This is a genomic window from Bacillus cereus group sp. Bce041 (assembly GCF_052646455.1).
Genome location: NZ_JBQXON010000006.1, coordinates 35387 through 61338, shown reverse-complemented (window position 1 = coordinate 61338; position 25952 = coordinate 35387). Strand labels below are relative to the sequence as shown.

Here is a 25952-nt window from a genome sequence, read left to right as displayed (position 1 = left end):
AGTTTAGTGTTCATATAGATGTTTTTCATCTTTTTGAACATGATATAAAGGTAATTATTCTGACGAGCTATAGAAACTCGCCAGAATAATATTTTTTAAAGTGATACTGAATTGTCGCTTCCTTTTGTTTCAGCTTTTGCAGCCTGTACATAAGTGCGGTCACACATTAATACGAATGGATAGTAAATTACTACCGCGATTGCAAAGTTCACCACTTGTAGTGCTGCACCAGCGATGCTTCCGCCCGCTACAAGATAACCACTAAAGATTGGTGGCATTGTCCATGGAACTAACGCAACTGTTTTTGGTACCCACCCTAAAGAGATTGCTGTATAAGAAGTAATAACTAATACAACCGGTGTAAGTACGAATGGGATAATTAACGTTGGGTTTAATACAATTGGCGTACCGAAAATAACTGGTTCGTTAATATTAAAGAAACCAGGACCGATAGATACACGGCCTACACCACGAAGCTGCGCACTTTTCGCTACAAGCATTACTGCCACTAAGAATGCTAACGTTGCACCCGATCCCCCGATATATACGTATACATCAAAGAATGGTTTTGTGAAGATATGCGGTACGTCATATGCAGACATACCATCATTAAATAATTTCATATTTTTCTCTAATGCTGGTAAATAGATTGGGTCAATAATCCCCCCAATAATATTTGGACCATGTAATCCGAAGAACCATAATACGTGAATAAGTAACGCGATAATAATTGCACTTGGTAATGTACCCGCTAAACCTTGTAATGGTAATTGAATTGTTTCAAATACCATTTTATGAATGCTTGTTCCCGCAAGTTTCACAGCTAATTGAATACCTGCTGTTACAATTAAAATAACGAAGGCTGGAACTAACGCTGCGAATGATTTCATTACTGCCGGTGGAACACCATCTGGCATTTTAATTGTAATATCCCTTTGAACAAAGAATCTAAATACTTCTGTTACAAGAAGAGCCACTATAATGGAAACGAATAGACCTTGTGCCCCTGTCCACGCTAAATCAATACCGCCTTCTTTTGGCGTTGTCGGAGAAATAATAATTAATGCACCGAATGTAATGATTGCTGCTGACAACGCATCGACGCCGTAAGATTTCGCTAAATTGTAACTTATCCCAACTGCGACTATGAGGGCGAGTATAGCAAAGGAACCAGTCCACATACCGCCACCGACATCTTTCCAAGCGTCACCAAATGTGCCCTTCATAAAGTTTTGGAAAGCATCAATTGGTAAGTTATTTATAAGTACTGCAAATGATCCAACTAAAATAAGAGGCATAACTGCGATAAATCCATCACGGATTGCAACTAAATGGCGTTGCGCTCCAATTCTACCTGCGACTGGAACTAAATATTTCTCCATAAATGCAATAAATTTTTGCATTTCGCTTCCCCCCTAATTATTTTTTAAGTGTTAATGCATGATCTAAAACTGCTTCTCCATTCATCATGCCGTAGTGCATTGGATTGATAACGTCGATTCCAACGTTTTTCTCATCAGCAAGCGTTTTCATTGAAGAAAGCATGTAACGAACTTGTGGTCCTAATAATAATACATCTGCTTGATCGATATTTGTTTTTACTGCATCCCCAGATACAGCCCAAATCTTTCCTTCTAGACCGCGAGCTTTTGCAGCCGCTTCCATTTTTGTAACTAGTAAACTTGTAGACATCCCTGCTGAGCAACATAATAAAATATTCATTTGAAAATCCCCCTTGTGTAGTATAAAAAATTTATGTTTTATTTATTTTTCTTTACGCTATTTATTAATGCAATTAGCGTGCCAACTTTTTAAAACCACTAAAATCAGTGCTTTTCCGACTGTTTTCTTTGTGCGTTAACGCTTTCAATTAGTGTGTCGTCCAAAAAACACACAGTGTGTTATAAAACAACACGCTTTTAACACATAACTGTATGAAAATAGATTAGTGTTTAGTTGTCTAGTTATGTTTAATATGAAAAAACACTAAAAAATTTTTTTATCGTAGAAATCTAGTAAAAAACAACATTTTCTTGAGCTCAGTCTTCTATCTATTCTATTGTCCAAGCAAACTCTACTAGATTACATAAAATAAAATAGAATAAAATAACACAATTCGAAAGGGGATTCCTATGCCAAAACATAGAAAACAAAGCAAAATAAAGATTTATAGAATAACAAGCTATAAAAAAGGTAAGCATTCTGAATTAGACTCTGACAAAATTAAACTAGAACAGCAGGAAACAGAAAATAAGCAAAACAAACATGGTAAACAGGAAAAACAAAATAAACAAGAACAGTTGGAACCCATAATAGAAACAAGTTCACACAACTTAGATGTATGGGATGAAATTTCTCTAAAGGAAATACAAGCTGGTGAACATACGAAGTTATTTGAAGAAAAGAGTAATTATCAAAATATTAATTTAGTCCAAGTAAATGATGTTCGCTTATACTTGGACAAGCAACTACAATTTAGTTCCGTTGATGAGCAAATTTATCATGAAGCGCTTGTACATCCAATTATGGCAAAAGTAATTGATCCTAAACGTGTTCTCATATTAGGTGGTGGCGATGGTCTTGCCTTACGAGAAGTTTTGAAATATGAAACTGTGCTACATGTAGACCTTGTTGATTTAGACGAGGCGATGATTAATATGGCACGTAATGTCCCAGAAATAGTATCTTTAAACAAAAACGCTTTTTTTGATAATCGAGTGAACGTGCACGTATGCGATGCAAAAGAATTTCTAAATTCACCTTCATCTTTATATGATGTAATCATTATTGATTTTCCAGACCCAGCGACAGAGTTGTTAAGTACTTTATATACAAGCGAACTATTTGCTCGTATAGCTACATTCTTAACAAAAGATGGTGCTTTTGTCTGTCAATCTAATTCACCTGCTGATGCACCTCTCGTATATTGGAGTATCGGTAATACAATTGAACACGCTGGATTAACTGTGAAGAGTTATCATACAATAGTCCCTTCTTTCGGAACTGATTGGGGATTTCATATCGCTGCTAATTCTGCACATGTACTCGATCAAATTGAACAATTATATGTAGTACCAACTCCTCGAACATTGCCTGCTATTCTTTTTCCTTTATTTCAATTTAAAGAAGAACATCTAGAACAACGTAACCTCGCTCTTTTAAATTCAGAATCAAATCTTATCTTACATCAATGCTACAAACAGGAAATGAAGTTTTGACGATATTAATAGTAAGGAGTGCTGCCCTATGGAATACTCTACCTTTGGCAAGCATATAATAGTGGATTTATGGGGAGTGGATTTTTCCCTATTAGATGATATTCACTTTTTAGAATACCATTTAGTTAACGCTGCAGATTGCTCTGGTGCCCATGTTTTAAACGTAAGTAAAAAAGAGTTCCAGCCATATGGTGTTACTGTATTAGTGTTATTATCAGAAAGCCATCTTTCCATTCACACTTACCCGGAACAAAATTTTGCGGCTATTGACTGTTATACTTGTGGTACAACCGTTGAACCACAAATTGCGATTGATTATATCGTAAATATATTAAAACCGGAGCGAATGCATATAAAAAAATTAATTCGTGGTATAGGAGAAATTGTTACTGTCGATTAATTATAACTCTTACTCATCCGAGAAAAGGAGGATTGTAAATACCATCAGTGGGATGAACATTCCACTGATGGTACAGGCATATACATAAAAAAACCTTGCATAAGCAAGGTTCATTCATCCACCGACATCTTCCTATATAACTCTACAAACTCACTCGCTAATTCTTTCACCGTAATTGCATTCATTAAATGGTCTTGTGCGTGTACCATTAAAAGAGTAACTTCGGTCTTTTTGCCACCAGCTTCTTTCTGGATAAGCTCCGTTTGTACACGGTGCGCCTCTTTTAATTCCTCTAGTGCTTCTTGTAATTTAGCTTCAGCTTCTGTAAACTCCCCACGCTTCGCACAATCAATTGCTTCCATTGAACAACTTCTCGCGTTTCCCCCATGCAAGATTAAATGAAAAGCTTTCGTCTCTATCGTATCCATTTTAGTTCTTTACTCCCCCTTTTCTTCCGCCAGTTTTTGTTTATCCCATATTTTTAAGAACGGTAAATAAATGAAGAATGCTAGCGCAAAGTTAACAACTTGCAAAATAACACCTGAAATTTTCCCGCCCGATCCTAAATATCCACTAAAAAGAATAGGTGTCGTCCAAGGTACAGCGGCCCCACTCGGACGTGCGACCCATCCCCATTCCATTGCAAAGTAAGAAACAATTGTTAACACAACTGGAACTAATATAAATGGAATTAGTAAAAGTGGGTTCATTACAATCGGCATACCAAAAGTTACCATCTCATTAATATTAAATATACCAGGTGCAATTGACAATCTCCCTAAACTTTTTAATTGTTGACTTCGTGAAAATAGTAACATTCCGACAACTAGAGCAAGCGTTGCACCAGAACCGCCCATATAAATCCATAAGTCAAAAAACTGTGCCGTAATCGTATTTGGTACATCTTGCCCAGCTTGAAAAGCGACTCGGTTTTGATCCATTAACGACAACCAAACGGGGCTCATTACACCACCAACAATAGTAGCACCATGAATTCCACACGACCAAAGAACATGAACGAGAATAACTGCTATTATTGCGCCCCAAAGACTAGCACCAAGTACACTAAGTGGTTCCTGTAAAATTTGTCCTACAATATTATGGATACTGCCAAAAGAAGTATTTTCTATAATTAAGCGTAAAATCCAAATAACTGTTACAACAATAAATCCTGGAACAAGTGCCGCAAATGAACGCGTGACAGCTGGTGGAACTGTCTCTGGCATCTTTATGATTATCTTTTTTTGTACAATAAATCGATAAAGTTCAGTAGATATAAGTGCAATAATCATTGCTACAAATAACCCTTGGCTTCCCATTAATGCAGCTGGGATAGCGCCTTCTACAAGTACACTTTCTTTTGTACTTGGTATAATATATGCAACTTGAAATGGCGTCGCAAGTAAAAACGTCACAAGCGACAATGCCCCGGATGCTAAAGCGTCCACTTTATAATACTCCCCAAGCCTGTAAGCGATTCCAAAAACAGCTATTAAAGCCATTATATTAAAAGTTGCACTAACTGGATACCCTAAAGCTCTCTGCCAATTCTCACCAAACAAACCTGCCATAAACTCGTTATATCCTGGTATCGGCAGTGCACTAATAATGAGGAAAAACGATCCAATAATTAAGAAAGGCATCGTTAAAATAATTCCATCTCGAATTGCTTGTAAATGCCTCTGCTCTGCAACCTTCCCTGCTACTGGCATCACATACTTCTCTAAAAACCGTATCATCTATCCCACTCTCCTCATGGTTTCATTGACAACGCTGCTTGCAAGATAGCTTCTCCATTACAAAGTCCGTAATGAACGGATTGAATGACATCAACAGGTATCCCTTTATCCTTACATAATTCTTTCATTTTCGGTAATAAATAACGTACTTGCGGTCCAAGTAAAAGGACATCAGCTTTATCAATATGACTATTCACTTCAGAACCTGATACTGCCCAGATTTTTACTTCTATCCCTCTTGCCTCTGCTGCTTTCTCCATCTTTGTAACAATCAAACTGGAAGACATTCCCGCTGCACAGCAAAGTAAAATATTCATCCCGCTTCCCTCCCCTTTTTTCTCTACCTAAATTATGGTGCACTCCTTGCCACCACTAGGTTACAAATATATATGTCTAGATTTCCTGCTGTATGCCGAGCTTAAAAACAAAAATTTCTCGGTTTTCACGCTATTCCATCTATCATTATTCTCCTAGTAAAGAGGACTCTAACTCGCTATAATAATTCAGTATGACTTTTTTTAATTGATAGGAGGATATATTTATGAAGGCATATCGCTTTCCACTTATTTTATTATCTTCTATCCTAATTGGTGGTTTCATTGGTTATTTCATGGGTGCCGATGCAGTTGCTTTAAAGCCGCTTGGTGACATTTTCTTAAACTTAATGTTTACGATTGTTGTACCTCTAGTGTTCTTTAGCATCGCGTCATCTATTGCTAATATGGATGGATTAAAACGTTTCGGTAAAATTATGTCTAGTATGGCTGGGACTTTCTTATTTACAAGTATTTTAGCTGCTATTTTTATGATTATTGTCGTGAAAGTATTCCCGCCAGCACAAGGTGTTGTACTAGAACTAACACAACCTGACAAAGCCGGCAAAGCTGTTAGTGTTGCAGATCAAATCGTCGGTATTTTAACAGTATCTGACTTCTCGAAGTTACTATCTCGTGAAAATATGTTAGCTCTTATTTTCTTCTCTATCTTAATGGGGATTGCAACTTCAGCAGTTGGCGAAAAAGGAAAACCATTCGCTACATTCCTACAAGCTGGTGCAGAAATTTCAATGAAGGTTGTATCTTTCATTATGTACTACGCTCCAATCGGACTTGCTGCTTACTTCGCAGCATTAGTTGGTGAATTCGGACCACAACTTCTTGGAACTTACTTCCGAGCGGCAATGGTATACTATCCAGCTTCTCTAATTTATTTCTTTGTATTCTTCACATTCTATGCATACCTTGCAGGTCGCAAGCAAGGTGTACAAGTATTTTGGAAGAACATGGTCTCTCCTACAGTTACATCACTTGCAACTTGTAGTAGTGCCGCAAGTATTCCAGCGAACTTAGAAGCAACGAAGAAAATGGGTATTTCTTCAGATGTTCGTGAAACAGTTGTCCTTCTTGGTTCTACACTTCATAAAGACGGCTCTGTTTTAGGTGGCGTATTAAAAATTGCTTTCTTATTCGGTATTTTCAACATGGAATTCGAAGGGCCGAAAACATTAGCAATCGCACTTGTTGTTTCTTTATTAGTAGGAACAGTAATGGGTGCTATTCCAGGCGGTGGTATGATTGGTGAAATGTTAATCGTATCTCTATACGGTTTCCCACCAGAAGCACTGCCAATTATCGCAGCAATTAGTACAATCATTGATCCACCTGCAACGATGTTAAACGTAACAGCAGATAACGCTTGTGCGGTAATGACAGCTCGCCTTGTAGAAGGCAAGAATTGGATCAAAAACAAATTTGCTTAATAGCTAGAAAGAGGATGCTCTAAACGAGCATCCTCTTTTTGTCGTTATTTGTTGATAAGTTGATATTTCCTCTCGCCACAAATTTGTTAAAATCTTCACAAATATTCCACATCCATTATCCATTCTCCGTACTATAATCATGTATGGAAAAGGAGATGGAAATAATGACACAAAGCGCACCTGAATTTAAAGTTTTGCAAAGCATTGCATTTCTCGCTGTCGTTTTGCAAAGTTCCTTATTATATACAATGAATCAAGGAAATGTCTTACTTGAGCAATCCCTCATTATGGGCATGCTATTTAATCTTGCAAAATTCTCAGCACCAGCATTCATATTTATCGTTGGATTTCACTTAATTCGTCACTATACGAAGCAATTAGTATATAAAGAATATATTTCTGAAAAAGCGACACACTTACTCATTCCTTATTTCTTTTGGTCTATTCTTTACTTATTAACAACAAATGATCTTATTACATTACAAGGCGGAATAAAAAGTTTATTACTCGGAACAGCCGCGCCCCATCTTTGGTACGTTATTATGATGTTCCAAATTCACTTATTGTTCCCTTTACTATGCACACTTTTTTATTGGTTTCAAAAACGAACAGAAAATAAAAAAGACATATATAAATATATGACCTTTTTCGCTTGCCTATATTTTCTATTAATGTGGTTCTCTTCTCACTATATTTTTAATGGAGAAAAATTAACAAGCTCAACAATTTTACATTATACAGATCGATCATTTCTATTCTACTCATTCTATTTCGTTATGGGTGGCATTGCCGCTGTAGCACTAAAAACTTGGCGTCTATTCGTCATGAGACATATCCCGCTTATAACGATATTATTTTTCATCTTATTTTTATTCATCAATTATGAGTTGTTTAGTTTTTACGGAGCAAACTCTATTCATTTAACTGTTTCTACCTATTTAAAACCATCTATGTTTATATATATCGTATGCGAAATTATCATACTGTATGTGCTATCTATTACGATAGTACAGCGTCGTGGTTTCTTATATAAAACGTTACGTTTCATTGGAAATTACACGTATGGTGCTTATTTAGCTCACTTATTCTTCTTGCAACTATGCACAAAGTTTCTTTCTTTATTCACACTGCAAGAAAATACTATATTATATAGCCTATTACTATTTGTGTTAACGGCTATTATCTCTATTTCAACAATGTTCATTTGTAGCACAATACCATTTCATACTTGGATTACAGGTCCTTCTCCTACAACAAAGATGAAATGGACGAAGGTTGTATTCCGAAAAAATCATAAAAAACTATTCAAGCCATATATTTGATATAATGATACGCATATAAAAAGAAAGCGAGAGACACCTATGATTAATCAAGTTGGACAAATTATGCTATATGTAAATAACCAAGACGAAACAGTACAATTTTGGACAGAAAAAGTAGGGTTCCAAATCATTGCGGAAGAGAATAACGGAAACGGATTCCGCTGGATTGAAATTGCACCGGCGAAAGAAGCAGGAACAAGCATCGTCCTTCACGATAAAGCGTTAATCGCGAAGATGCAACCTGAACTAAACCTAAATACACCTTCACTTATGTTCTTCTCAAATGACTTAGACCGTCTATATAAAGATCTTTCTGAGAAAAATGTCACAGTTGGACAGGTTGTAGATTTACCTACTGGTAGAGCATTCAACTTTGCTGATAATGAAAATAATTACTTTGCAGTAATGGAACGTAAATAAAAAATAAGCTATCCGAAAAAATCGGATAGCTTATTTCATTTTAAGAAACTTGTTCTGCATTCGTTTCTCTATGCTGTATATGACTCGTGATCCAAGCAATTCCACCGGCAACAACGAGGTAACATAACAATATTAAAATTTGCATTTGTAATTGCGACCAATCTCCTAAAGAAATAACATCTTGTAATCCTCTAAGAGAATGAGACATTGGGAGAAATTGTCCAATTTTACTAAGAACAGCTATATTTAATTCTCCTGGGAAAGTACCTCCGCTCGTCGCTAATTGCAAGACAAGAAGCGTTACTGCTAAGAACTTTCCAATAAGACCAAATACTGTTACTAACATAAGAATAAATGTCATGAACGTAAAGGAAATCACAATACTTGATAAAACAAAGAGTGGCACACTGGCAACTTCTAATTTCATAACACCTAGCACAACTACATCTACGAGTAGCGCTTGAATAAGTCCAATTAAATATACCAATCCTAGTTTATTAATAAAATGTACCGTTCCGCTTACCTTCATATTTTGTCTACGACCAAGCGGTAAAATATTCGATGCCATAATTCCGCCAACATAAAATGCAAGCGATAAGAAATATGGTGCAATGCCTGAACCGTAGTTAGGAACGTCAGAAACTGTTGACTTCACTAACTGAACTGGCTCTGAGAACATCGTATTACGTGCATCATCATTACGAACATTCGCTATCTTCTCTGCACCCTCTCCCAATTTCGCAGAAAGTTCTTTCGCACCATCATCCAGTTTAACAAGTCCATTTGTTAATTTACTAGCACCGTTATTCAGCTCCGTTCCACCACTCGCAAGCTGGTTTACACCTTCTTGCAATGATGTAAATCCATTTCCCCACTTCGTAAATCCATCAGCCAAATTCGATGCACCATCTGCTATCTTTTGCGTTCCAGCAGTAGCTTCATTTAACTTAACTCCGAATGTATTTATGCCTTCTTCAATCTTATGTTGACCGTCAGTAAGCTTCTTCGCACCTTGTGTCAATTGTTGTTGGCTATTATTTAAAGTACTTGTTGCTTTAGCTAGTCCATTAGACGTAGCAACAATTTTTTGAAAAGCGGGATCTTGCTGCACTTCTGGATGATTTTTCACGTACTCTTCTAATTGTTGTTTTACACTATTTGCCGCATTGTCCGCTTTCGCTTGCCCTTCAGCAAGTTTTTCATTTCCATTCACCCATTCATTTGTACCAGCACTTAATTCACTAATTCCTGATTGTAACGTTTTTTCACCTTGTGCTAGTAATTCCATACCACTATGAAGTGATGTCGCTCCTTGACTCAGCTCATTTGCTCCCCCGGTTAAAGCAGATTGACTGGATGCAAGCTTGTCACTTCCTTCTTTCAATTTCGATGTCCCATTACTTAAACGATCAATACCATCCGCAAGCTGATTCGCTCCATTTCTTGCATCGGTCGTTCCTTCATGTAACTTCTCAGCACCATTACTTGCATCACTCAATCCTTGTGCCAAATCTTGAAACTTTGAAAAGACACCTTCTGTATAAGATTTCGTAATACTATTCGAGATTTTTGTTTTCATATTTTCAACAGCTGTCGTTCCAATTTGAGCTGCTACAAAGTTTTTACCTGGATTTACTTTGTACTGCAACTTTGCCGGCTCTGGTTTCTCATCCATAAGTGTACTTACCTTTTTAGAGAAATTCTCTGGAATCGTAACAACCATATAATATTTATCTTCTTTTAACCCTTCATCTGCATTTTTTTCTGATACGAAATGAAAAGCTAGTTCCTTATTCTCTTTTAAATTTTTAACAAAATCGTCTCCTGCATGAATTGTTTTTTCATCCATCATAGCACCCTTATCTAAGTTCACAACTGCAACAGGTAATTTATCTAATCTTCCGTACGGATCCCAATATCCAGCTAAAAAGAATCCTGAATAAATTAACGGAACGATTAATAAAAAAATTAAAGCGATACGTCCATGTTTATGGTGCCACATCGCTTTCCAATCTTTAAATATAAGTTGAATTCCCTTCATGAAACATACTCCTTCTCCGAATTTAACACCATTAGAATGGTTTAACAGATTTACTATACACGTCACTTTCCATACTGTATAATACATCTTTAATTATCAATTCATTCCTTTTGGTCTATAGAAAGGAGATTCGAAATGGAACTGCTCCAGTTAAAATACTTTCAGACAGTTGCACGACTAGAACATATGACAAAGGCAGCTGAAGAATTGCATATCGCGCAACCTTCACTCAGCAAAACAATCGCTAGACTCGAAAAGGATTTAGGCGTCCCTTTATTTGATCGCCAAGGCCGACAGATTACTTTAAATTCTTTCGGAAAAGTATTTTTAAAACGAGTAGAGCGTATTTTTCATGAATTAAGTGAAGGGGAACGAGAAATTAAAGATTTAGCCGAATTACAACAAAGCTCTATTACACTGGCCGTTTCTATTCCGAGAATATTACCAGAACTACTTGGCTCTTTTTTAATAGAACATCCTAACGTTCGATTTCAACAATTTCTTGCATCTACTCCTTCTATGAAACGACAACTAGATAATATAGAAATTGACTTTTGTATCTCCTCTGTGCCAATTGAAGGTGAGGAGATTGTTTGGGAACCACTTATTACAGAAGAAATTTTCTTAGTCGTCCCTTCAGGCCACCGTTTATCCGGCCGAGAAAATATCCACCTGCATGAAGTAAAAGACGAACCGTTTATTAGTATGAACACTGGCTACGGATTTCGGCACTTAACGGATGAATTTTGTAAAGAAGCTGGTTTCACTCCGCATATTGCTTTTGAAGTAGATGAACCGACCGTGATTAGCGACCTCATTAAGCAAGGTCTCGGCATCGCTTTTGTTCCAAGTTTAACTTTATTAAAAAACTCTACTTTAGCATTAAATAAGTTACGTATTATTGAACCAAATTGTGAGCGAACTATCGGCTTAAGTTGGTCGAAGAAACGCTACTTATCGAAAACTGCTCAGCAATTTCGTGAATTTGTGATTGACTACTTCTCTAATATTAGGACGTAAAATTATATGAACAAATAAAAGGTGCCACCCTCATATGGTGGCACCTTTTATTGTTCACTCTTTTTTAATTCTATTTCAGCTAAAAGCGGCAATACGTTATCAAAAATATGCGTATTATTATTTTCACCTGTTACATATCCACCGTAATATCTACTAAATACGTTGTCATTTCGGAATGTGGCCATATGATCATACAATTCCTTCGCAAACTTTGTATCACCTGTTTGTAGTACGTACAAAATCGTTAGTCCGTACGCGGCCGGCGATTCATAATTCACAGTTTGTTTTCCCGTTTCTAAATTGTAACGACCGTATAGCTTTCCATCCTCCTGGAACTTCTTCTTTATAAATTCCAAATAAGCAGCTGATGAAAGACCACCTAAACTTCGATGATATGCAACGTATGATTGGTCAATAAGATTCACTTCTTTATCGTACGTAAATGTACCATCTTCTTTATACTCTTTTGGGAATGCCCAGCCATGCCTTGGATAATCTGCTAAAAATTGAACGACTTCCTGATATTGCTGAGCAGAAACTTTGCCGTACTTCTTCATATAGGAGAATGCACGCGGATTTATGTATGATGTTGTTACAAAATTATTTTGTTTTCCTGCATCTGCATCATAATAATCAACATAATAATTATCTTTTTTATTATAACGAAGTACAGCATCACTTAATTGATCGGCAAGGTTTTTATAACGCTCTTCCTTATACATTTCATAAGCACGATATAATTGTTCTATAATACGAAGATCATCTATAAGTGCATTTGTAGCTGACTGCCTCTCTCCCTTTTCAGAGAGTTTCCATAAAACAATATGATTCTTATATATGAAATTATCTTGAATAACCTTTACTTGCTCATCAAATAACGCCTGATCATCTTTATCAAGTGTATACTGTAACCATAATCCCGCCGATTCTGATAAAGCTTCACGTCCCTTAGCTTCACCCGTACCTGCCTTAGTATCTACTAAACGATACGTGGCAAGTGTTCCATTGTCATTCACCATATGTCTTAAAATAAAATTTTCTGTACGGTTTCCTTGTAAAGCTGACCAAAATACAATTCCACCTAAAGCGATTAAGAAGATAACTCCAATCCCTATATATAAACGTTTCCGCAATCTTTTCACCTCCCTAGTAAGGCTAACCTTAATTTTATCAGAACATACATAAATTTAAAAAAGACAATCTATTAGATTGTCTCCCGCATTTCTATCCCCCGCAAACCTCTTTAGAAGGTTTATATAGCGATTGTACAAGTCGATCATATTCACGACGTGTAATTTCTTTATTATATAGCTTCAATAATAAATCTCTATGCTCTTTTGAAAATGCCATCTTTTTAATGACTTCAGGATACATAAAACACCCTCTCCATTTCACATAAACTTCTTGATTCCGAAAAACAGAACTTATGTTCGCATAAAAGATTATAAAAGATTCCTGAGCAAAAAACAAACAAAACATGACCAACTATTTATTTCTTTCTATTCAAAATATTACAACATTATATTATCATATTCACTTTTTAAATACATATATATTTTTGGTAGTTTTTTTGAATAAATCTTCCAATTCAATCAGAAAATAATGGCAAAAAAGAAGAGGAGTTTACATATGGATACGGTAACATTAGCAAGAGCATTTTTTGGTTCTTCATTAGCATTCCACATAATCTTTGCAACACTTGGTGTCGGTCTTTCATTGATGATTTTTATAAGCGAAATACTCTATCACTGGAAGAAAGACTCCGACTATGCCATTATGGCGAAAAGATGGACAAAGGCGTTTGCTATTCTTCTCGGTGTAGCAATTCCAACTGGAACAATTGTTGGTGTGCAAATCTCACTTCTTTGGCCTGGTTTCGCCAAAATTGTTGGGCAAGTTATTTCTGTTCCCTTCCAAATTGAGATTTTCGCCTTCTTTTTGGAGGCTTTATTCATGTCGATTTACGTATATGCAGCTGATAAACTTCCTCCATTTATGAGATTAATCTCGCTATTTTTCGTCATGCTTGGTGCCACGGCATCCGCCGTGCTCATTACATCAGCAAATACATGGATGAATACACCAGCAGGCTTTTCAATGAATCCAGATGGATCTGTTTTTAACGTTGATCCTTGGAAAGCTTTCTTTAATCCGAGTTTTGGCACAAGTGCATTCCATGTCGTTATTACGGCTTATGCAACTGGTGCGGCTGTCATTGCTTCTATCGCTGGATTTAAATTATTGAAGAAAAATTTAAGTACACGTGAAATTGCTTATCATAAAAAGGGGCTACTATTAGGGCTTGTCGTGACATTTATTACAGGCGCTACGATGTGGCTTTCAGGGCACGAATCGGCAATCGCCCTACATAAACACTCACCTGAAAAACTTGCATCTGCTGAAGCTTTATTTGAAACGACATCACACGCACCGCTATCCATTGGCGGGGTTGTGGATCCTAATACACTTGAACTAAACTATGCACTTGAAATCCCAAACATGCTTAGCTTATTAGTGGGACTAGACCCTAGCACTGTCGTAAAAGGTCTAAATGAATTCCCACAAGAAACATGGCCACCATTTTATACACATACACTGTTCAACTTAATGGTCGGCACTGCTGCGTTTACCTTTGCAGTTGCAGCAATTGCTCTCTTATATTGGTACTTCGTTTACCGAAAAAAGGGGACAGAACTACCGAAGTGGTTACTTTGGGGGGCTGCCGCATGCGGACCAATTATGATGCTCGGTATTGAATTCGGATGGATTTTCAGTTGTAGCGGTCGTCAGCCATGGACAATTTATGGTATGCAACGTACAGTCGATGCTTCTACTCGCGCTGATTTCGTCGGTCCTTTATTTGTTTTATTCATCATTTTATATATTGGACTCGCTATTTTAACAGTCTTTGTTCTACGGACATTCTTTAGAAGACATCCATTAAAGAATGATTTACAACACCAAGGAGGCGATTCTCGTGCATGAGGAAAGTATTGCAATCATCATCTTATGGGCCCTTATTTTCGTATACAGTATATTAGGGTCCATCGATTTTGGAGCTGGTTTTTGGGGCATGGTATACGCAAAACATCCAACGCTCGCTGCCAAACTTGCGAATCGGTACTTATCACCAACGTGGGAAGTAACAAATACGTTTCTTGTTTTCGTCGTTGTCGCATTTCTCGGCTTCTTTCCGAAAGCGGCCTTTACTCTTGCGACAGTAATGTTCGTACCAGTTATGTTAATTTTAGTGCTCGTTGCAGTACGTAGTACGTTTATGGTATTTGCTTACTCCTTACCAAAATATCAGTACCTTCTTCGGGTTATTTCAGGTATTACTGGTCTCTTAATTCCAGCACTATTAATTACCGTTTTACCCGTTACAGAGGGGGCCTATATTACAATGTCTGAAGGAAAAGAAGTACTCTTGTATGGAAAACTTCTTTCTAGCCCGGTTATCTATTGTTATATGCTCTTCGGACTAACGTCTGAACTGTTTCTCTCCTCTCTCTTTCTCGCTGATTTTGCGAGAGAACAAAGTTCAGAAGATACGTATAGAATTTATAGAAGAAATGCCATCATCCTTGGTCCTGCAACACTCGTTACAGCGATCATCGCTCTCGTTGTAATGGATCCAGAAACACATTGGCTTATGCAAGGATTAATAAAGCAATTCCCGTGGTTTACAGTTTCTATTGTTTTATTCGTTATCGGATACTCGTCCCTTTGGTGGACAAACAAAAAATACAATACACTAGGATACCCTCGCATTGCCGTTTTAGCTGTCGTCGCTCAATATGCATTTGCAAGCTACGCTTACGGCGTCGCGCATTTACCTTATATTATTTATCCTGACGTAACTGTATTTACAAGCTTCACAACGACAGAAACATTCTATGCACTGCTCATTCTATACGCAATTGGGATTGCAATTTTATTACCAGGATTTATTTTCTTCTGGAATTTATTCTTGAAGGATCGTACTTTTTTGAAGGAAAAATAATATAGCATTGGGGTCTATTCCAAAAGGTATTTTGGGATAGACTCCTCTTGTTATATTTTGTCGTTAAGTCGATATATTTTAAAAATTTCCGATATAAATCTCATTTACTACCTTACTACCCAATCAATTTATAGGCTCCTATCACAATAGTTATTTCACTACTAATGACACTTGTCCTTTAGCATGAAAAACACATATTCGGTTCATCTCGTTATACGTCTAGTTCTTCTTATTTTTTGCTGAATATACTACCAATATAAACTTGAGACAAGCTACATCTGTTCAAGGGAAAATAGAAAGGTAGGCAAAATATGAGCATTGAAATATGGATTACTATTATTGTATTCTTCTTAACGATGATCGTTATCTTTTGGCGGCCTCGAGGTTTGAATGAGGCGTGGCCAGCAGCAATCGGTGCTGGCATTATCCTAATTACTGGACTTGTGTCAAAACCAGACGTCATAGATATTGTTAGTAAAATAGGAGGGGCCTCCATAACAATATTAGCGACCATCGTCATGGCAGTTATATTAGAAAGCTTCGGCTTCTTCCATTGGTCCGCAGCGAAACTAGCAAATCTAGCAAAGGGTTCTGGACGCCGTCTATACTGGTATATTCAATTATTATGTTTTCTTATGACTCTTTTATTTAATAACGACGGTAGTATTCTAATTACAACTCCCATTTTAATTCTTCTTCTAAAAAACCTTCAATTAAAACCACATCAACAAATTCCTTATTTATTAAGCGGAGCTTTAATCGCTACCGCATCTAGTGCACCAATTGGTGTAAGTAATATCGTAAACTTAATTGCATTAAATATCGTTAATATGACTCTTTATATGCATACTGCTATGATGTTTGTACCTGCAACATTAGGCTTATTATTTATGTCATGGCTCATGTATACAGTTTTGAAGAAAAAACTTCCGAAAAAATTACCTGTTTCTTCATATGATATTGAAGAAATTTTCTTCACGAAAAACTTCCATCCACTAAAAGGAAATAATTCTGTTGATACGAAACAAAAACGGACTAGATTCATGTTAAAAGTATTAGGTTTCGTCTTCCTGATGCGCTGTCTTCTATTCGTTGCATCCTTCTTATCCATCCCAATTGAAATCGTTGCAGTACTTGGTTCACTCGTTCTTCTCATTTGGAGATGGTACTACTTACGAACAAATCCTGTCGACATTTTGAAAAAGACACCGTGGCACATTTTAATTTTCGCCTTCTCTATGTACGTCATTATTTACGGACTCCACAACGCAGGATTAACAGCTGCACTTGTACAATGGCTCGAGCCAATTGTGAATCAGCATCTACTCTATGCTAGCTTTGCAATGGGCGGACTTGTATCCATCCTCTCTAACGTCTTCAATAACCATCCTGCCCTTATGATTGGTACAATCACATTAACAGAAATGGGACTAGATCCAGTCACATTAAAAACAATCTATCTTGCAAACATCATTGGTAGTGACATCGGTTCACTATTACTACCAATTGGTACACTAGCTTCACTCATTTGGATGTATATTCTGAAACAAAACAAAATTAAAGTAAAATGGAAAGACTATTTAAGTGTATCCCTTATCGTTATCCCGCTCACAACAGTCGTCACACTATTCCTCTTATTCTACTGGGTACATCTCTTCTTTGCCTTATAAACAACAGAAGCCCCATTTGCTACCGTCTTAGCAAATGGGGCTTCTTCTATAATAAAGTTAGGTACTACAGTGTGATCAATCAAGTAAAGAGGTGTAACATATTATTGATATAAATGACTACCAGCTTCTTTAAATTCTTCTGCTTTCTCTTTCATTCCTTTTTCAATTGCTTCTGTCGTTTCTAAATCATTTTCTTTTGCATACTCACGAATATCATGCGAAATTCTCATACTACAAAACTTCGGTCCACACATTGAACAGAAGTGAGCTGTCTTTGCCCCTTCTGCAGGCAACGTTTCATCATGATATTCCATCGCACGTTCAGGATCTAAAGATAAATTAAATTGATCGCGCCAACGGAATTCGAAGCGTGCTTTTGAAAGTGCATCATCACGCTGATGAGCCGTTTTATGTCCTTTCGCAAGATCAGCCGCATGCGCTGCAATTTTGTACGTAATAACACCCGTGCGTACATCATCTTTGTTTGGCAAACCTAAATGTTCTTTCGGCGTTACATAACACAGCATCGCCGTTCCAAACCAACCGATCATCGCAGCTCCAATTGCCGATGTAATATGGTCATAACCTGGTGCAATATCTGTCGTTAGTGGCCCAAGTGTATAAAACGGCGCGCCCTGACAAATATCAAGCTCTTTCTCCATATTCTCTTTAATTAAATGCATCGGTACATGCCCAGGCCCTTCAATCATAACTTGCACATCATGTTTCCAAGCAATCTTCGTTAATTCACCAAGTGTTTCAAGCTCAGAAAACTGTGCTTCGTCATTTGCATCTGCAATCGAACCTGGACGTAATCCATCTCCAAGAGAGAATGAAACATCGTACTGCTTCATAATTTCACAAATCTCTTCAAAGTGAGTATATAGGAAGTTTTCTTTATGATGGAATAAACACCACTGCGCCATAATCGAACCACCGCGCGAAACGATACCTGTCGTACGCTTTGCCGTGATTGGAATGTAACGAAGCAATACACCAGCGTGAATTGTAAAGTAATCAACGCCTTGCTCCGCCTGCTCAATTAACGTATCACGATATACTTCCCACGTTAAATCTTCTGCAATTCCGTTTACTTTTTCCAGCGCTTGATAAATCGGTACAGTTCCAACTGGTACAGGCGCGTTACGAATAATCCACTCACGCGTCGTATGAATATTTTTACCTGTAGATAAATCCATAATCGTATCTGCACCCCAGCGCGTTGCCCATGTCATCTTCTCTACTTCTTCTGCAATCGAAGAAGATACAGCTGAGTTTCCGATATTCGCGTTTACCTTCACATGGAAATTACGCCCGATGATCATCGGTTCAGCTTCTGGATGATTAATATTCGCTGGTAAAATAGCGCGGCCTTCTGCGATTTCCTTACGAACAAACTCCGGCTCTACCCCTTCACGAATCGCAACATACTCCATCTCAGACGTAATAATGCCATTACGTGCATAGTGCATTTGCGTAACGTTTGCACCTTGCTTTGCTCTAAGTGGCTTGCGATCCATCTGCGGGAAAACAGGTGTATGTTTCGAAGCCACTTTCACACCGTCATCCTCTGGTTTCACTTCACGCCCTTCGTATGCTTCTACATCACCACGCCCCAGAATCCAAGAATGGCGCGGCGTTGGAATCCCCTTTTCTAACTCCACTTTATACTCAGGATCCGTATAAGGGCCGCTCGTATCATACACACGAATTGGCGGATTTGGAACGCCATTTGTTTCGCTTTGTTCAATCTCACGCATCGGTACTTTCATGCCTTCTCGTGGTCCATCCACATATACTTTCTTACTCCCTGGTAAACTCGATTTCAATTCAATTTGCTCAGCTGAAACAGACTGTTTCATAACCTTTGTTGCCTCCCCTGTTCGTGACAAGGACGAGATATGGCCAGCGCATGCCAAAATAAAAAGAGCCAGGTCCATAAAAAAATAAGGACCTGGCTCATAAAAGACATCATTATGTAAAGCCGTTAACTTCCCTACGCTGGTACGAGCCAGATCAGGTCCAAAGGGTTAAGAAGATCACGCGCTTCTCTCTCAGCCTACGCATACGTTAGGCACCCCTAGTTTATCACTGATTTAATTTTCAATACTTTCCCATCATACACGATAATCTGAAAAATGCAAAGGTTATTTCTTTTTCTCTTTATGGAATCATCCACGTTAAATAATATGCTTGAACATACGTTATAATACCAACAATAATTACGAAGAATAAGCTATGCTTCACTGTAAAACGGAACAAATCCGATTCTTTTCCAGCAAGACCAACCGCTGCACAAGCGATCGCAATCGACTGTGGGGAAATCATTTTACCTGTTACACCGCCTGTTGTATTTGCTGCAACGAGAAGCACTTCAGATACGCCGACTTGCTGCGCTGTAATGGCTTGTAAATTTGAGAACAGTGCATTCGCAGATGTATCAGACCCTGTTAGGAATACGCCAATCCAGCCTAAGAATGGTGAGAAGAACGGGAATAGGCCGCCAGTTCCGGCTAATGCTAACGCTAACGTGGAAGATAGACCAGAATAGTTTGCGATAAATGCAAACCCTAGTACGAATCCGATAGATAGAATTGGCATTTTTAATTCGCTTAACGTTTCTTTAAATGTCACTACTGCATCTTTTACATTCATTTTCAAAATAAACATGGAAATGATACACGCAATTAAAATCGCTGTTCCGGTTGCCGATAATACATCAAACTTCAAAATTGCCTCGTAAGGCGTTGGTTTATTTACAATTGGCTCTGCTTTCATTACTAGATTATGCAGACCTGGAATTTCAAACTTAAATACAAGACTTTCTAAAGCCCCTCCTGGAGTGAATAATGCCTTAAAGAAACTTTGGCTCCAAATGACTACCATAACCGTTAATACGATAAATGGGGACCATGCCTTCACTACTTTTCCAAACGTTAATTTCGGCATCGATGCCGCTGTCGTTGTTGCTGCTACTTCACTATTGGCTTGCCCAGATTGATAAATTTCTTTCGGCTGCCAAACTTTTAAGAACAGCGCTAAACTAATTAAACTTACAAGTGCCGATGTAATATCCGGAAGTTCTGGTCCTAAAAATGTCGCTGTAATGAACTGCGTAATCGCAAATGAACTACCCGCTACAAATAACGCAGGCCACGTTTGTCGTATCCCCTTAAATCCATCCATTAAAAATACGATAAAGAATGGCACAAATAATGATAGGAACGGTAATTGATGCCCAGCCATTTGTCCAATTTTATGTGGATCAATACCTGTTACTTGTCCAGCAACTGTAATCGGAATTCCCATCGCTCCGAACGCCACTGGTGCAGTATTTGCAATCAAACAAAGACCTGCTGCGTATAAAGGATTTAACCCAAGACCCGCAAGAAGCGCTGCTGTAATCGCTACTGGTGCCCCAAATCCTGCCGCTCCTTCTAAAAATGCTCCAAATGAAAATCCAATTAAAATAACGAGTAGACGATGATCGTTCGTAATCGATAATACCGATGCACGAATCACATCGAATTGACCTGTTTTCACAGAAATTTTATATAAAAATACGGACATAATGATAATCCAAGCAATTGGCCATAACCCGTACAAAAAACCGTACCCGGTTGCTGCCATTGCCATCGTGAACGGCATTTTATAAGCGAATAACGCTACTAAAACTGTAAGTACAACTGTAATAAATCCTGCTACATACCCCTTCATGCGGAAAACTGCTAAAGCTAAGAAAAAAAAGATAATCGGAATAAGTGCTACCGCTGCCGAAATCCAAATGTTTCCGAATGGATCATAAACTTGTGTCCATGTGTTCATTGTTCTCTCCCCCTAAAGAATCCCCTTTTAAATAGAATAACCTCATCAATAGACTATCAGGTCATCATACCTTTAAGTCTAAAATAAAAAAACGTTTAAGAAAACGTTTTCAATAACTTTCATTTATACTGTACCATAACAATTTCCATTAAAAAAGATTTTTTTGAAAATTTTATCATTTAACAGAAAATCTTACAAAATCGTCACGTTCTTGTAATGTTCATCGATAGGAAGTTTGCCAAAATTATTGCATAATAATAGTATAACAACAGAAATTATTTATGAGGTGATATATATGAACGGAAATAAAATATTAGCTGCGTTATCATACTTTAGTGTACTATTTGCCCCTATCTTATTCCCTATTATCGTTTGGATTGTAGGAGACGCTGAAACAAAACCACATGCAAAACGTGCTCTATGGACACACATCATTCCAAGTATCGCTACATTCATTGGCGTAACTATTTTAGGAATTATGGGTCTTGGATCTGATCAACCAGATGTAACACTTGGAATTGGATCAATGATTGTCTTAGCTATTTGCGGAATCATCAGCTTATACTACTTCATCTGGAACATTGTAAAAGGAATTAAAGTGCTGAAAGCTTAATTTTAAACAAATGTTTGTTTAAAAAGGGCCCCTTGCAAATTGCAAGGGGCCCTTTTCCTAATTCGTTCACTTTATCTTCTGCGTTTCTTCTTTTTTCTCATCATTTTCTTTCGGCGTGTATTCACTTTATCCGCTATAATGTGGAGCGTACTTGCCACAACAATTCCCATTAAGAACGTTACAATTTCAACCTCATGTTTCTTCGCAATTTCTATTAAATTACCATCCAGTGCGATTACATTTAATAGTAATAAAAATGGAGAAAAGACAATTAACATGTACGCAATACGAATCACATCACCAAGTATAATCGTATGCGTAAAGAAAGATCGATGTGGCATTACTTTCTTATAAGGATACCAAAATATACGTAAGAAACCCCATTTGTTATAAGCATTACTGTACGTATCTAAATCTGGTGTTAAAAATGAAGTACCTACTAAAAAACCAATTGCAAAAGTTAATAAAAAATCAAAATTTGTTAATCCATACGAAAAGAGAAAAAACAAAACAACCGGAAGGGATATTAAGTTTATTTTCGTATGCGTTCTTCCTGATGGCATAATGCACTTCCTCGCTTACGTTCGTCCTGTCACCTTATAACAGACAGGTTTCACCTATTGACCTAATTTCTGATCGATAAATGTTGTGTCTATATCCGAACCAAACCATTCTGCCAACTTCACTCGTGCCTTATCTTTCACATCTTCATTGACGTATAACGACACCTGTATTAGTGCGGCCGTTAACGCCCCTAAATCATCCGTATAGCCAATTCCAGCAATGAAATCTGGAATCGCATCAATCGGTGCAATAAAATAAGCAAGTGCTCCAATTACAATAATTTTCACTCGTTTTGGAACATCTGGTCTTTGCAAAACGTAAAACAGTAATAAACTTGCATAAATGACCGACTGCCCAGCTTGCTTTGCAACATGTTTTACTTTCTTCCAAAACGCTTCAACTGAAAATTTTTGTTTCATGTAAAAAGCCTCCCTATTTTTAAAAAGAAATAAGCTACAATATGTTATCAGTAAAAGTTCATGGAAATTACACAAAACCTATCAATGAACTTTTATTGTAACAAACAAACTAAAAAAGAACAAGTGTTCGTTAATTTTCACAAGATTTCCTTCATATAATAGATTTCTAGATAACCCTTACCCATCTTCGTTTCTTATTTCTCAACAAAGAAAATTTTCACTTCTACTTAACATTCTGCTCTACCTTTGTTATATTTTCTAGTTGACGGACATATAAACGAATGTTAAAGTTTTCTCTGGTAGTGACAAATCTTATACAAAAAATGTAAAATGTTATAGTGTTTCTCAGAAATGAATTTTGTTGTATAATACAGAAATGACGTTATGCTTATGAGCAACAAAAGAAACCAAAAGGGTATGCATAGTTATAGTCGTATATGGGTGAATATAGAACCTTTAATTATGGCCAAGAAAACTATGTATTTTTTATTTTAGCATTTTTCGCTCCAAAATCGACCAAGCCTGATAGAGAAAGGGTGGAAATGAATGAAAGAAACCTTGAAATCACAATTTCAAAATGTGCGTTTCACTGTATTCGTAGCTTTAGCCTTATGGCTGAAAACTTACCTTATTACACGCACAAGCTTTGACTTAAAACTTGAATCTTTCATGCAAGAATTCATTTTATTCCTTAGCCCATTAGCAGCATCATTACTGCTTGTTGGTCTTGCATTATTTGCAAAAGGGAAAAAACGTAACTATATAGCACTTGGAATTAATTTTGTCTTAACAATCGTTCTTGTTGGTAACGTAATGTTCTACGGATTCTACAATGACTTCGTTACATTACCGGTGCTAGGACAAACATCTAACTTCGGAAGTTTAGGTTCTAGTGTGAAAGAATTATTTAACTACAAAATTATCCTTGCATTTGCAGACATTATCGTTTTCTTCGTTCTATTAAAGAAAATGAAGAACTTTGCACCTACAGAGCGTGTAGCACGCCCGATGCGTTCTCTATACTTCGTATCAACAGTTGCTATTTTCTTCGCAAACTTAGGACTTGCAGAAGCTGAACGCCCAGAACTATTAACACGTTCATTCGACCGCGTTATGCTTGTTAAAAACTTAGGATTATATGTACACCAAGTATACGATCTTGGCTTACAAGCAAAATCAAGTTCACAAAAAGCGTTCGCTGACGGTAGTAAATTACAAGAAACAGAAAACTACGTAAAAACAACACAAAGTAAACCAGATCCAAATATGTTCGGTACTGCAAAAGGGAAAAACGTAATTGTTGTCTCTCTTGAGTCATTACAAACATTCTTAATTGGTGCAACAGTTAACGGACAAGAAGTTACACCATTCTTAAACCAATTTACGAAAGAAAGTTATTACTTTGATAACTTCTTCCATCAAACTGGTCAAGGTAAAACATCTGATGCTGAATTCCTAGTAGATACTTCGTTATATCCACTAGACCGCGGTGCTGTATTCTTCACACACGGTAACAATGAATATACAGCAACTCCAGAAATTTTACGTCAGCAAGGGTATCACACGTCGGTATTCCACGCAAACAACGCAACATTCTGGAACCGTAACATTATGTATCCAGCACTTGGTTATGATCGTTACTACAACGAGCTTGACTACAAGATTACGCCAGAAACAAAATTAAATTGGGGATTAAAAGATATCGAGTACTTCGATCAATCTATTGATATGTTAAAACAAGTGAAGCAACCATTCTATACTCGCTTCCTTACTTTAACGAATCACTACCCATTCACTTACGATGACAGTACAAAATTAATCGACGAATACAATTCTGGTGATGGAGTATTTGACCGTTACATGGTAACTGCTCGTTACTTAGACGAAGCAATGAAACACTTTATTGAGCGTCTAAAAGCAGAAGGTATTTACGACAACTCAGTAATCGTATTCTACGGTGACCACTACGGTATTTCTGAAAACCATAACCGTGCAATGGCACAGTTCTTAGGAAAAGAAGAAATCACTGCATTTGACCATATGAACTTACAAAAAACACCGATGTTTATTCACGTTCCAGGTCAAAAAGAAGGTAAAACAATTTCGAAACCAACTGGTGAAATTGACATTAAACCAACTATTCTAAACTTACTTGGTGTAGATTCTACAAATGACGTTCGATTCGGTCATGATGTATTCTCACCTGATAATAAAGGATTCGTTGTTCTTCGTGACGGTAGCTTCGTTACAGATAAATACATGTACACAAACAGTACATTCTATGACCGTGCTACTGGCGAAGTTGTACAATTACCGAAAGAAGAATCTCAACCACTAATTGATCGCGCCCAAAATGAATTGAACATGTCTGATAAAATCATTGAAGGTGACTTACTTCGCTTCTCTGAAAGTAATAAGATCAAAACTGGTGAAGTAAAAACAGTTATTAAAGAAGAAAAGAAGAGTGCTGAGTAATCTCAGCCTCTTTTTTTATTTTCTTCCATACAACTACTTATATTCATTAACTTTAAAATTACATAACCTTTACCAAATATTCACATAGTGTTAATGAAGAATCTCTATAATAAAATATGTAAACGAGGTTCTACATATTTCTTATCTCTCATCTTTCGTAAGATCCCTTAAAGAAGTGTGTAAATCTTTTGTTTCTACTTTCTTATAATTGTCTTTCAACATGTTTTGTTTCCATACACAAAACATTCAACGAGACAATGTCCCTATGAAAGATAGCTACCCTCCTTGTGCAGCATTCCATAAGAATGTTGCTTTTTTTTATTTAAAAGCAGGATTCTCATTCTTATTTTCGAATTTGTATATACAAAATGCTGTAAAGTGAAACTTTAATCAGCCCTCACCAATCGGGCAGCTACGGGCAGTTATTCGCCCAATTCACTTCTTTGCTCCACCCGAATTTTTAA

At 37.1% G+C, this 25952-nt stretch carries 23 protein-coding genes and 1 riboswitch; of the genes, 11 read left to right on the top strand and 12 right to left on the bottom strand.

The genetic code is table 11. The features are described from left to right. Positions 1-95: 95 nt before the first annotated feature. Positions 96-1403 (bottom strand): PTS cellobiose transporter subunit IIC, encoded by a 1308-nt coding sequence (celB, locus tag ACUN13_RS19585; protein WP_001168845.1) that lies wholly within the window; start codon positions 1401-1403, stop codon positions 96-98. A 16-nt stretch (positions 1404-1419) separates the two neighbouring features. After that, a complete protein-coding gene (locus ACUN13_RS19580) occupies positions 1420-1722 on the bottom strand; it encodes a PTS sugar transporter subunit IIB (protein WP_001023567.1) in 303 nt (100 codons plus the stop codon). A 410-nt stretch (positions 1723-2132) separates the two neighbouring features. Here ACUN13_RS19580 and ACUN13_RS19575 point away from each other — a divergent pair, with 410 nt between their 5' ends. Further along, positions 2133-3218 (top strand): polyamine aminopropyltransferase, encoded by a 1086-nt coding sequence (locus ACUN13_RS19575; RefSeq protein ID WP_257115777.1) that lies wholly within the window; start codon positions 2133-2135, stop codon positions 3216-3218. A gap of 28 nt (positions 3219-3246) precedes the next feature. Beyond that, a complete protein-coding gene (speD, locus tag ACUN13_RS19570) occupies positions 3247-3618 on the top strand; it encodes an adenosylmethionine decarboxylase (protein ID WP_444877401.1) in 372 nt (123 codons plus the stop codon). Between the two features lie 110 nt (positions 3619-3728). Here the strand turns inward: speD and ACUN13_RS19565 are convergent, their stop codons facing one another. From ACUN13_RS19565 to ACUN13_RS19555, 3 genes are read right to left on the bottom strand one after another with little or no spacing between them, the layout of a single operon-like run. Next, positions 3729-4046 (bottom strand): PTS lactose/cellobiose transporter subunit IIA, encoded by a 318-nt coding sequence (locus ACUN13_RS19565; protein ID WP_069604509.1) that lies wholly within the window; start codon positions 4044-4046, stop codon positions 3729-3731. Between the two features lie 9 nt (positions 4047-4055). Continuing rightward, the gene (gene celB, locus ACUN13_RS19560; protein ID WP_257115779.1) at positions 4056-5357 is read right to left on the bottom strand and encodes a PTS cellobiose transporter subunit IIC; all 1302 of its coding nucleotides are present in this window, start codon (positions 5355-5357) and stop codon (positions 4056-4058) included. A 14-nt stretch (positions 5358-5371) separates the two neighbouring features. Then, complete coding sequence (locus ACUN13_RS19555) at positions 5372-5674, bottom strand: PTS sugar transporter subunit IIB (RefSeq protein ID WP_001023543.1); 303 nt, start codon at positions 5672-5674, stop codon at positions 5372-5374. Between the two features lie 224 nt (positions 5675-5898). Here ACUN13_RS19555 and ACUN13_RS19550 point away from each other — a divergent pair, with 224 nt between their 5' ends. The 3 genes from ACUN13_RS19550 (at position 5899) to ACUN13_RS19540 (ending at position 8858) form a co-directional block, all read left to right on the top strand. Continuing rightward, positions 5899-7116 (top strand): dicarboxylate/amino acid:cation symporter, encoded by a 1218-nt coding sequence (locus ACUN13_RS19550; RefSeq protein ID WP_000649376.1) that lies wholly within the window; start codon positions 5899-5901, stop codon positions 7114-7116. A 164-nt stretch (positions 7117-7280) separates the two neighbouring features. Next, entirely contained in the window at positions 7281-8438 is a 1158-nt protein-coding gene (locus ACUN13_RS19545) for an acyltransferase (protein ID WP_098852414.1), read from the top strand. Positions 8439-8477: 39 nt separating this feature from the next. Then, a complete protein-coding gene (locus ACUN13_RS19540; RefSeq protein WP_000610162.1) occupies positions 8478-8858 on the top strand; it encodes a VOC family protein in 381 nt (126 codons plus the stop codon). A 40-nt stretch (positions 8859-8898) separates the two neighbouring features. Here the strand turns inward: ACUN13_RS19540 and ACUN13_RS19535 are convergent, their stop codons facing one another. Continuing rightward, the gene (locus ACUN13_RS19535) at positions 8899-10899 is read right to left on the bottom strand and encodes a YhgE/Pip domain-containing protein (protein WP_257115780.1); all 2001 of its coding nucleotides are present in this window, start codon (positions 10897-10899) and stop codon (positions 8899-8901) included. A 135-nt stretch (positions 10900-11034) separates the two neighbouring features. Here ACUN13_RS19535 and ACUN13_RS19530 point away from each other — a divergent pair, with 135 nt between their 5' ends. Further along, on the top strand, positions 11035-11919 hold the full coding sequence (locus ACUN13_RS19530) for a LysR family transcriptional regulator (RefSeq protein WP_065382041.1): 885 nt from the start codon (positions 11035-11037) through the stop codon (positions 11917-11919). Positions 11920-11966: 47 nt separating this feature from the next. Here ACUN13_RS19530 and ACUN13_RS19525 read toward each other — a convergent pair whose 3' ends face one another. Next, positions 11967-13052, bottom strand: coding sequence for a hypothetical protein (locus ACUN13_RS19525; RefSeq protein ID WP_001231660.1), 1086 nt, complete (start codon positions 13050-13052; stop codon positions 11967-11969). A gap of 91 nt (positions 13053-13143) precedes the next feature. Further along, positions 13144-13293, bottom strand: coding sequence for a hypothetical protein (locus ACUN13_RS19520; RefSeq protein WP_000283180.1), 150 nt, complete (start codon positions 13291-13293; stop codon positions 13144-13146). 255 nt (positions 13294-13548) lie between these two features. On the opposite strand from ACUN13_RS19520, the gene cydA reads away from it, so the two are divergent. The 3 genes from cydA to ACUN13_RS19505 all read left to right on the top strand — a co-directional run bounded on the left by cydA (position 13549) and on the right by ACUN13_RS19505 (position 17592). Then, positions 13549-14904, top strand: a complete 1356-nt coding sequence (gene cydA / locus ACUN13_RS19515; RefSeq protein WP_000381984.1) for a cytochrome ubiquinol oxidase subunit I — start codon at positions 13549-13551, stop codon at positions 14902-14904. After that, positions 14897-15922: a cytochrome d ubiquinol oxidase subunit II gene (locus ACUN13_RS19510; RefSeq protein ID WP_000544187.1), complete on the top strand. Its 1026-nt coding sequence runs from the start codon at positions 14897-14899 to the stop codon at positions 15920-15922. The genes cydA and ACUN13_RS19510 overlap by 8 nt, the downstream gene beginning before the upstream one ends. A 311-nt stretch (positions 15923-16233) precedes the next feature. Beyond that, positions 16234-17592: an arsenic transporter gene (locus ACUN13_RS19505; RefSeq protein WP_000021127.1), complete on the top strand. Its 1359-nt coding sequence runs from the start codon at positions 16234-16236 to the stop codon at positions 17590-17592. A 101-nt stretch (positions 17593-17693) separates the two neighbouring features. Here the strand turns inward: ACUN13_RS19505 and thiC are convergent, their stop codons facing one another. Continuing rightward, positions 17694-19454 (bottom strand): phosphomethylpyrimidine synthase ThiC, encoded by a 1761-nt coding sequence (gene thiC, locus ACUN13_RS19500; protein ID WP_000814482.1) that lies wholly within the window; start codon positions 19452-19454, stop codon positions 17694-17696. A gap of 114 nt (positions 19455-19568) precedes the next feature. After that, positions 19569-19684, bottom strand: a riboswitch (TPP riboswitch). 71 nt (positions 19685-19755) lie between these two features. Then, the gene (lldP, locus tag ACUN13_RS19495) at positions 19756-21417 is read right to left on the bottom strand and encodes an L-lactate permease (protein WP_257115781.1); all 1662 of its coding nucleotides are present in this window, start codon (positions 21415-21417) and stop codon (positions 19756-19758) included. A gap of 295 nt (positions 21418-21712) precedes the next feature. On the opposite strand from lldP, the gene ACUN13_RS19490 reads away from it, so the two are divergent. Continuing rightward, complete coding sequence (locus ACUN13_RS19490; protein ID WP_001014099.1) at positions 21713-22030, top strand: DUF4870 domain-containing protein; 318 nt, start codon at positions 21713-21715, stop codon at positions 22028-22030. A 71-nt stretch (positions 22031-22101) separates the two neighbouring features. Here the strand turns inward: ACUN13_RS19490 and ACUN13_RS19485 are convergent, their stop codons facing one another. Together ACUN13_RS19485 and ACUN13_RS19480 are read right to left on the bottom strand one after the other, a co-directional pair. Next, entirely contained in the window at positions 22102-22593 is a 492-nt protein-coding gene (locus ACUN13_RS19485) for a metal-binding protein (RefSeq protein ID WP_001139057.1), read from the bottom strand. Between the two features lie 54 nt (positions 22594-22647). Then, positions 22648-23013: a YkvA family protein gene (locus ACUN13_RS19480; protein WP_000810369.1), complete on the bottom strand. Its 366-nt coding sequence runs from the start codon at positions 23011-23013 to the stop codon at positions 22648-22650. A 546-nt stretch (positions 23014-23559) separates the two neighbouring features. Between ACUN13_RS19480 and ACUN13_RS19475 the strand changes: the two genes are divergently transcribed. Continuing rightward, positions 23560-25488: an LTA synthase family protein gene (locus ACUN13_RS19475; RefSeq protein ID WP_000665358.1), complete on the top strand. Its 1929-nt coding sequence runs from the start codon at positions 23560-23562 to the stop codon at positions 25486-25488. Positions 25489-25952: the final 464 nt, after the last annotated feature.

Coding starts and splice junctions, on each gene's coding strand:
- celB (WP_001168845.1), bottom strand. CDS start 1,403: ATGCAAAAATTTATTGCATTTATGGAGAAATATTTAGTTCCAGTCGCA.
- ACUN13_RS19580 (WP_001023567.1), bottom strand. CDS start 1,722: ATGAATATTTTATTATGTTGCTCAGCAGGGATGTCTACAAGTTTACTA.
- ACUN13_RS19575 (WP_257115777.1), top strand. CDS start 2,133: ATGCCAAAACATAGAAAACAAAGCAAAATAAAGATTTATAGAATAACA.
- speD (WP_444877401.1), top strand. CDS start 3,247: ATGGAATACTCTACCTTTGGCAAGCATATAATAGTGGATTTATGGGGA.
- ACUN13_RS19565 (WP_069604509.1), bottom strand. CDS start 4,046: ATGGATACGATAGAGACGAAAGCTTTTCATTTAATCTTGCATGGGGGA.
- celB (WP_257115779.1), bottom strand. CDS start 5,357: ATGATACGGTTTTTAGAGAAGTATGTGATGCCAGTAGCAGGGAAGGTT.
- ACUN13_RS19555 (WP_001023543.1), bottom strand. CDS start 5,674: ATGAATATTTTACTTTGCTGTGCAGCGGGAATGTCTTCCAGTTTGATT.
- ACUN13_RS19550 (WP_000649376.1), top strand. CDS start 5,899: ATGAAGGCATATCGCTTTCCACTTATTTTATTATCTTCTATCCTAATT.
- ACUN13_RS19545 (WP_098852414.1), top strand. CDS start 7,281: ATGACACAAAGCGCACCTGAATTTAAAGTTTTGCAAAGCATTGCATTT.
- ACUN13_RS19540 (WP_000610162.1), top strand. CDS start 8,478: ATGATTAATCAAGTTGGACAAATTATGCTATATGTAAATAACCAAGAC.
- ACUN13_RS19535 (WP_257115780.1), bottom strand. CDS start 10,899: ATGAAGGGAATTCAACTTATATTTAAAGATTGGAAAGCGATGTGGCAC.
- ACUN13_RS19530 (WP_065382041.1), top strand. CDS start 11,035: ATGGAACTGCTCCAGTTAAAATACTTTCAGACAGTTGCACGACTAGAA.
- ACUN13_RS19520 (WP_000283180.1), bottom strand. CDS start 13,293: ATGTATCCTGAAGTCATTAAAAAGATGGCATTTTCAAAAGAGCATAGA.
- cydA (WP_000381984.1), top strand. CDS start 13,549: ATGGATACGGTAACATTAGCAAGAGCATTTTTTGGTTCTTCATTAGCA.
- ACUN13_RS19505 (WP_000021127.1), top strand. CDS start 16,234: ATGAGCATTGAAATATGGATTACTATTATTGTATTCTTCTTAACGATG.
- thiC (WP_000814482.1), bottom strand. CDS start 19,454: ATGAAACAGTCTGTTTCAGCTGAGCAAATTGAATTGAAATCGAGTTTA.
- lldP (WP_257115781.1), bottom strand. CDS start 21,417: ATGAACACATGGACACAAGTTTATGATCCATTCGGAAACATTTGGATT.
- ACUN13_RS19490 (WP_001014099.1), top strand. CDS start 21,713: ATGAACGGAAATAAAATATTAGCTGCGTTATCATACTTTAGTGTACTA.
- ACUN13_RS19485 (WP_001139057.1), bottom strand. CDS start 22,593: ATGCCATCAGGAAGAACGCATACGAAAATAAACTTAATATCCCTTCCG.
- ACUN13_RS19480 (WP_000810369.1), bottom strand. CDS start 23,013: ATGAAACAAAAATTTTCAGTTGAAGCGTTTTGGAAGAAAGTAAAACAT.
- ACUN13_RS19475 (WP_000665358.1), top strand. CDS start 23,560: ATGAAAGAAACCTTGAAATCACAATTTCAAAATGTGCGTTTCACTGTA.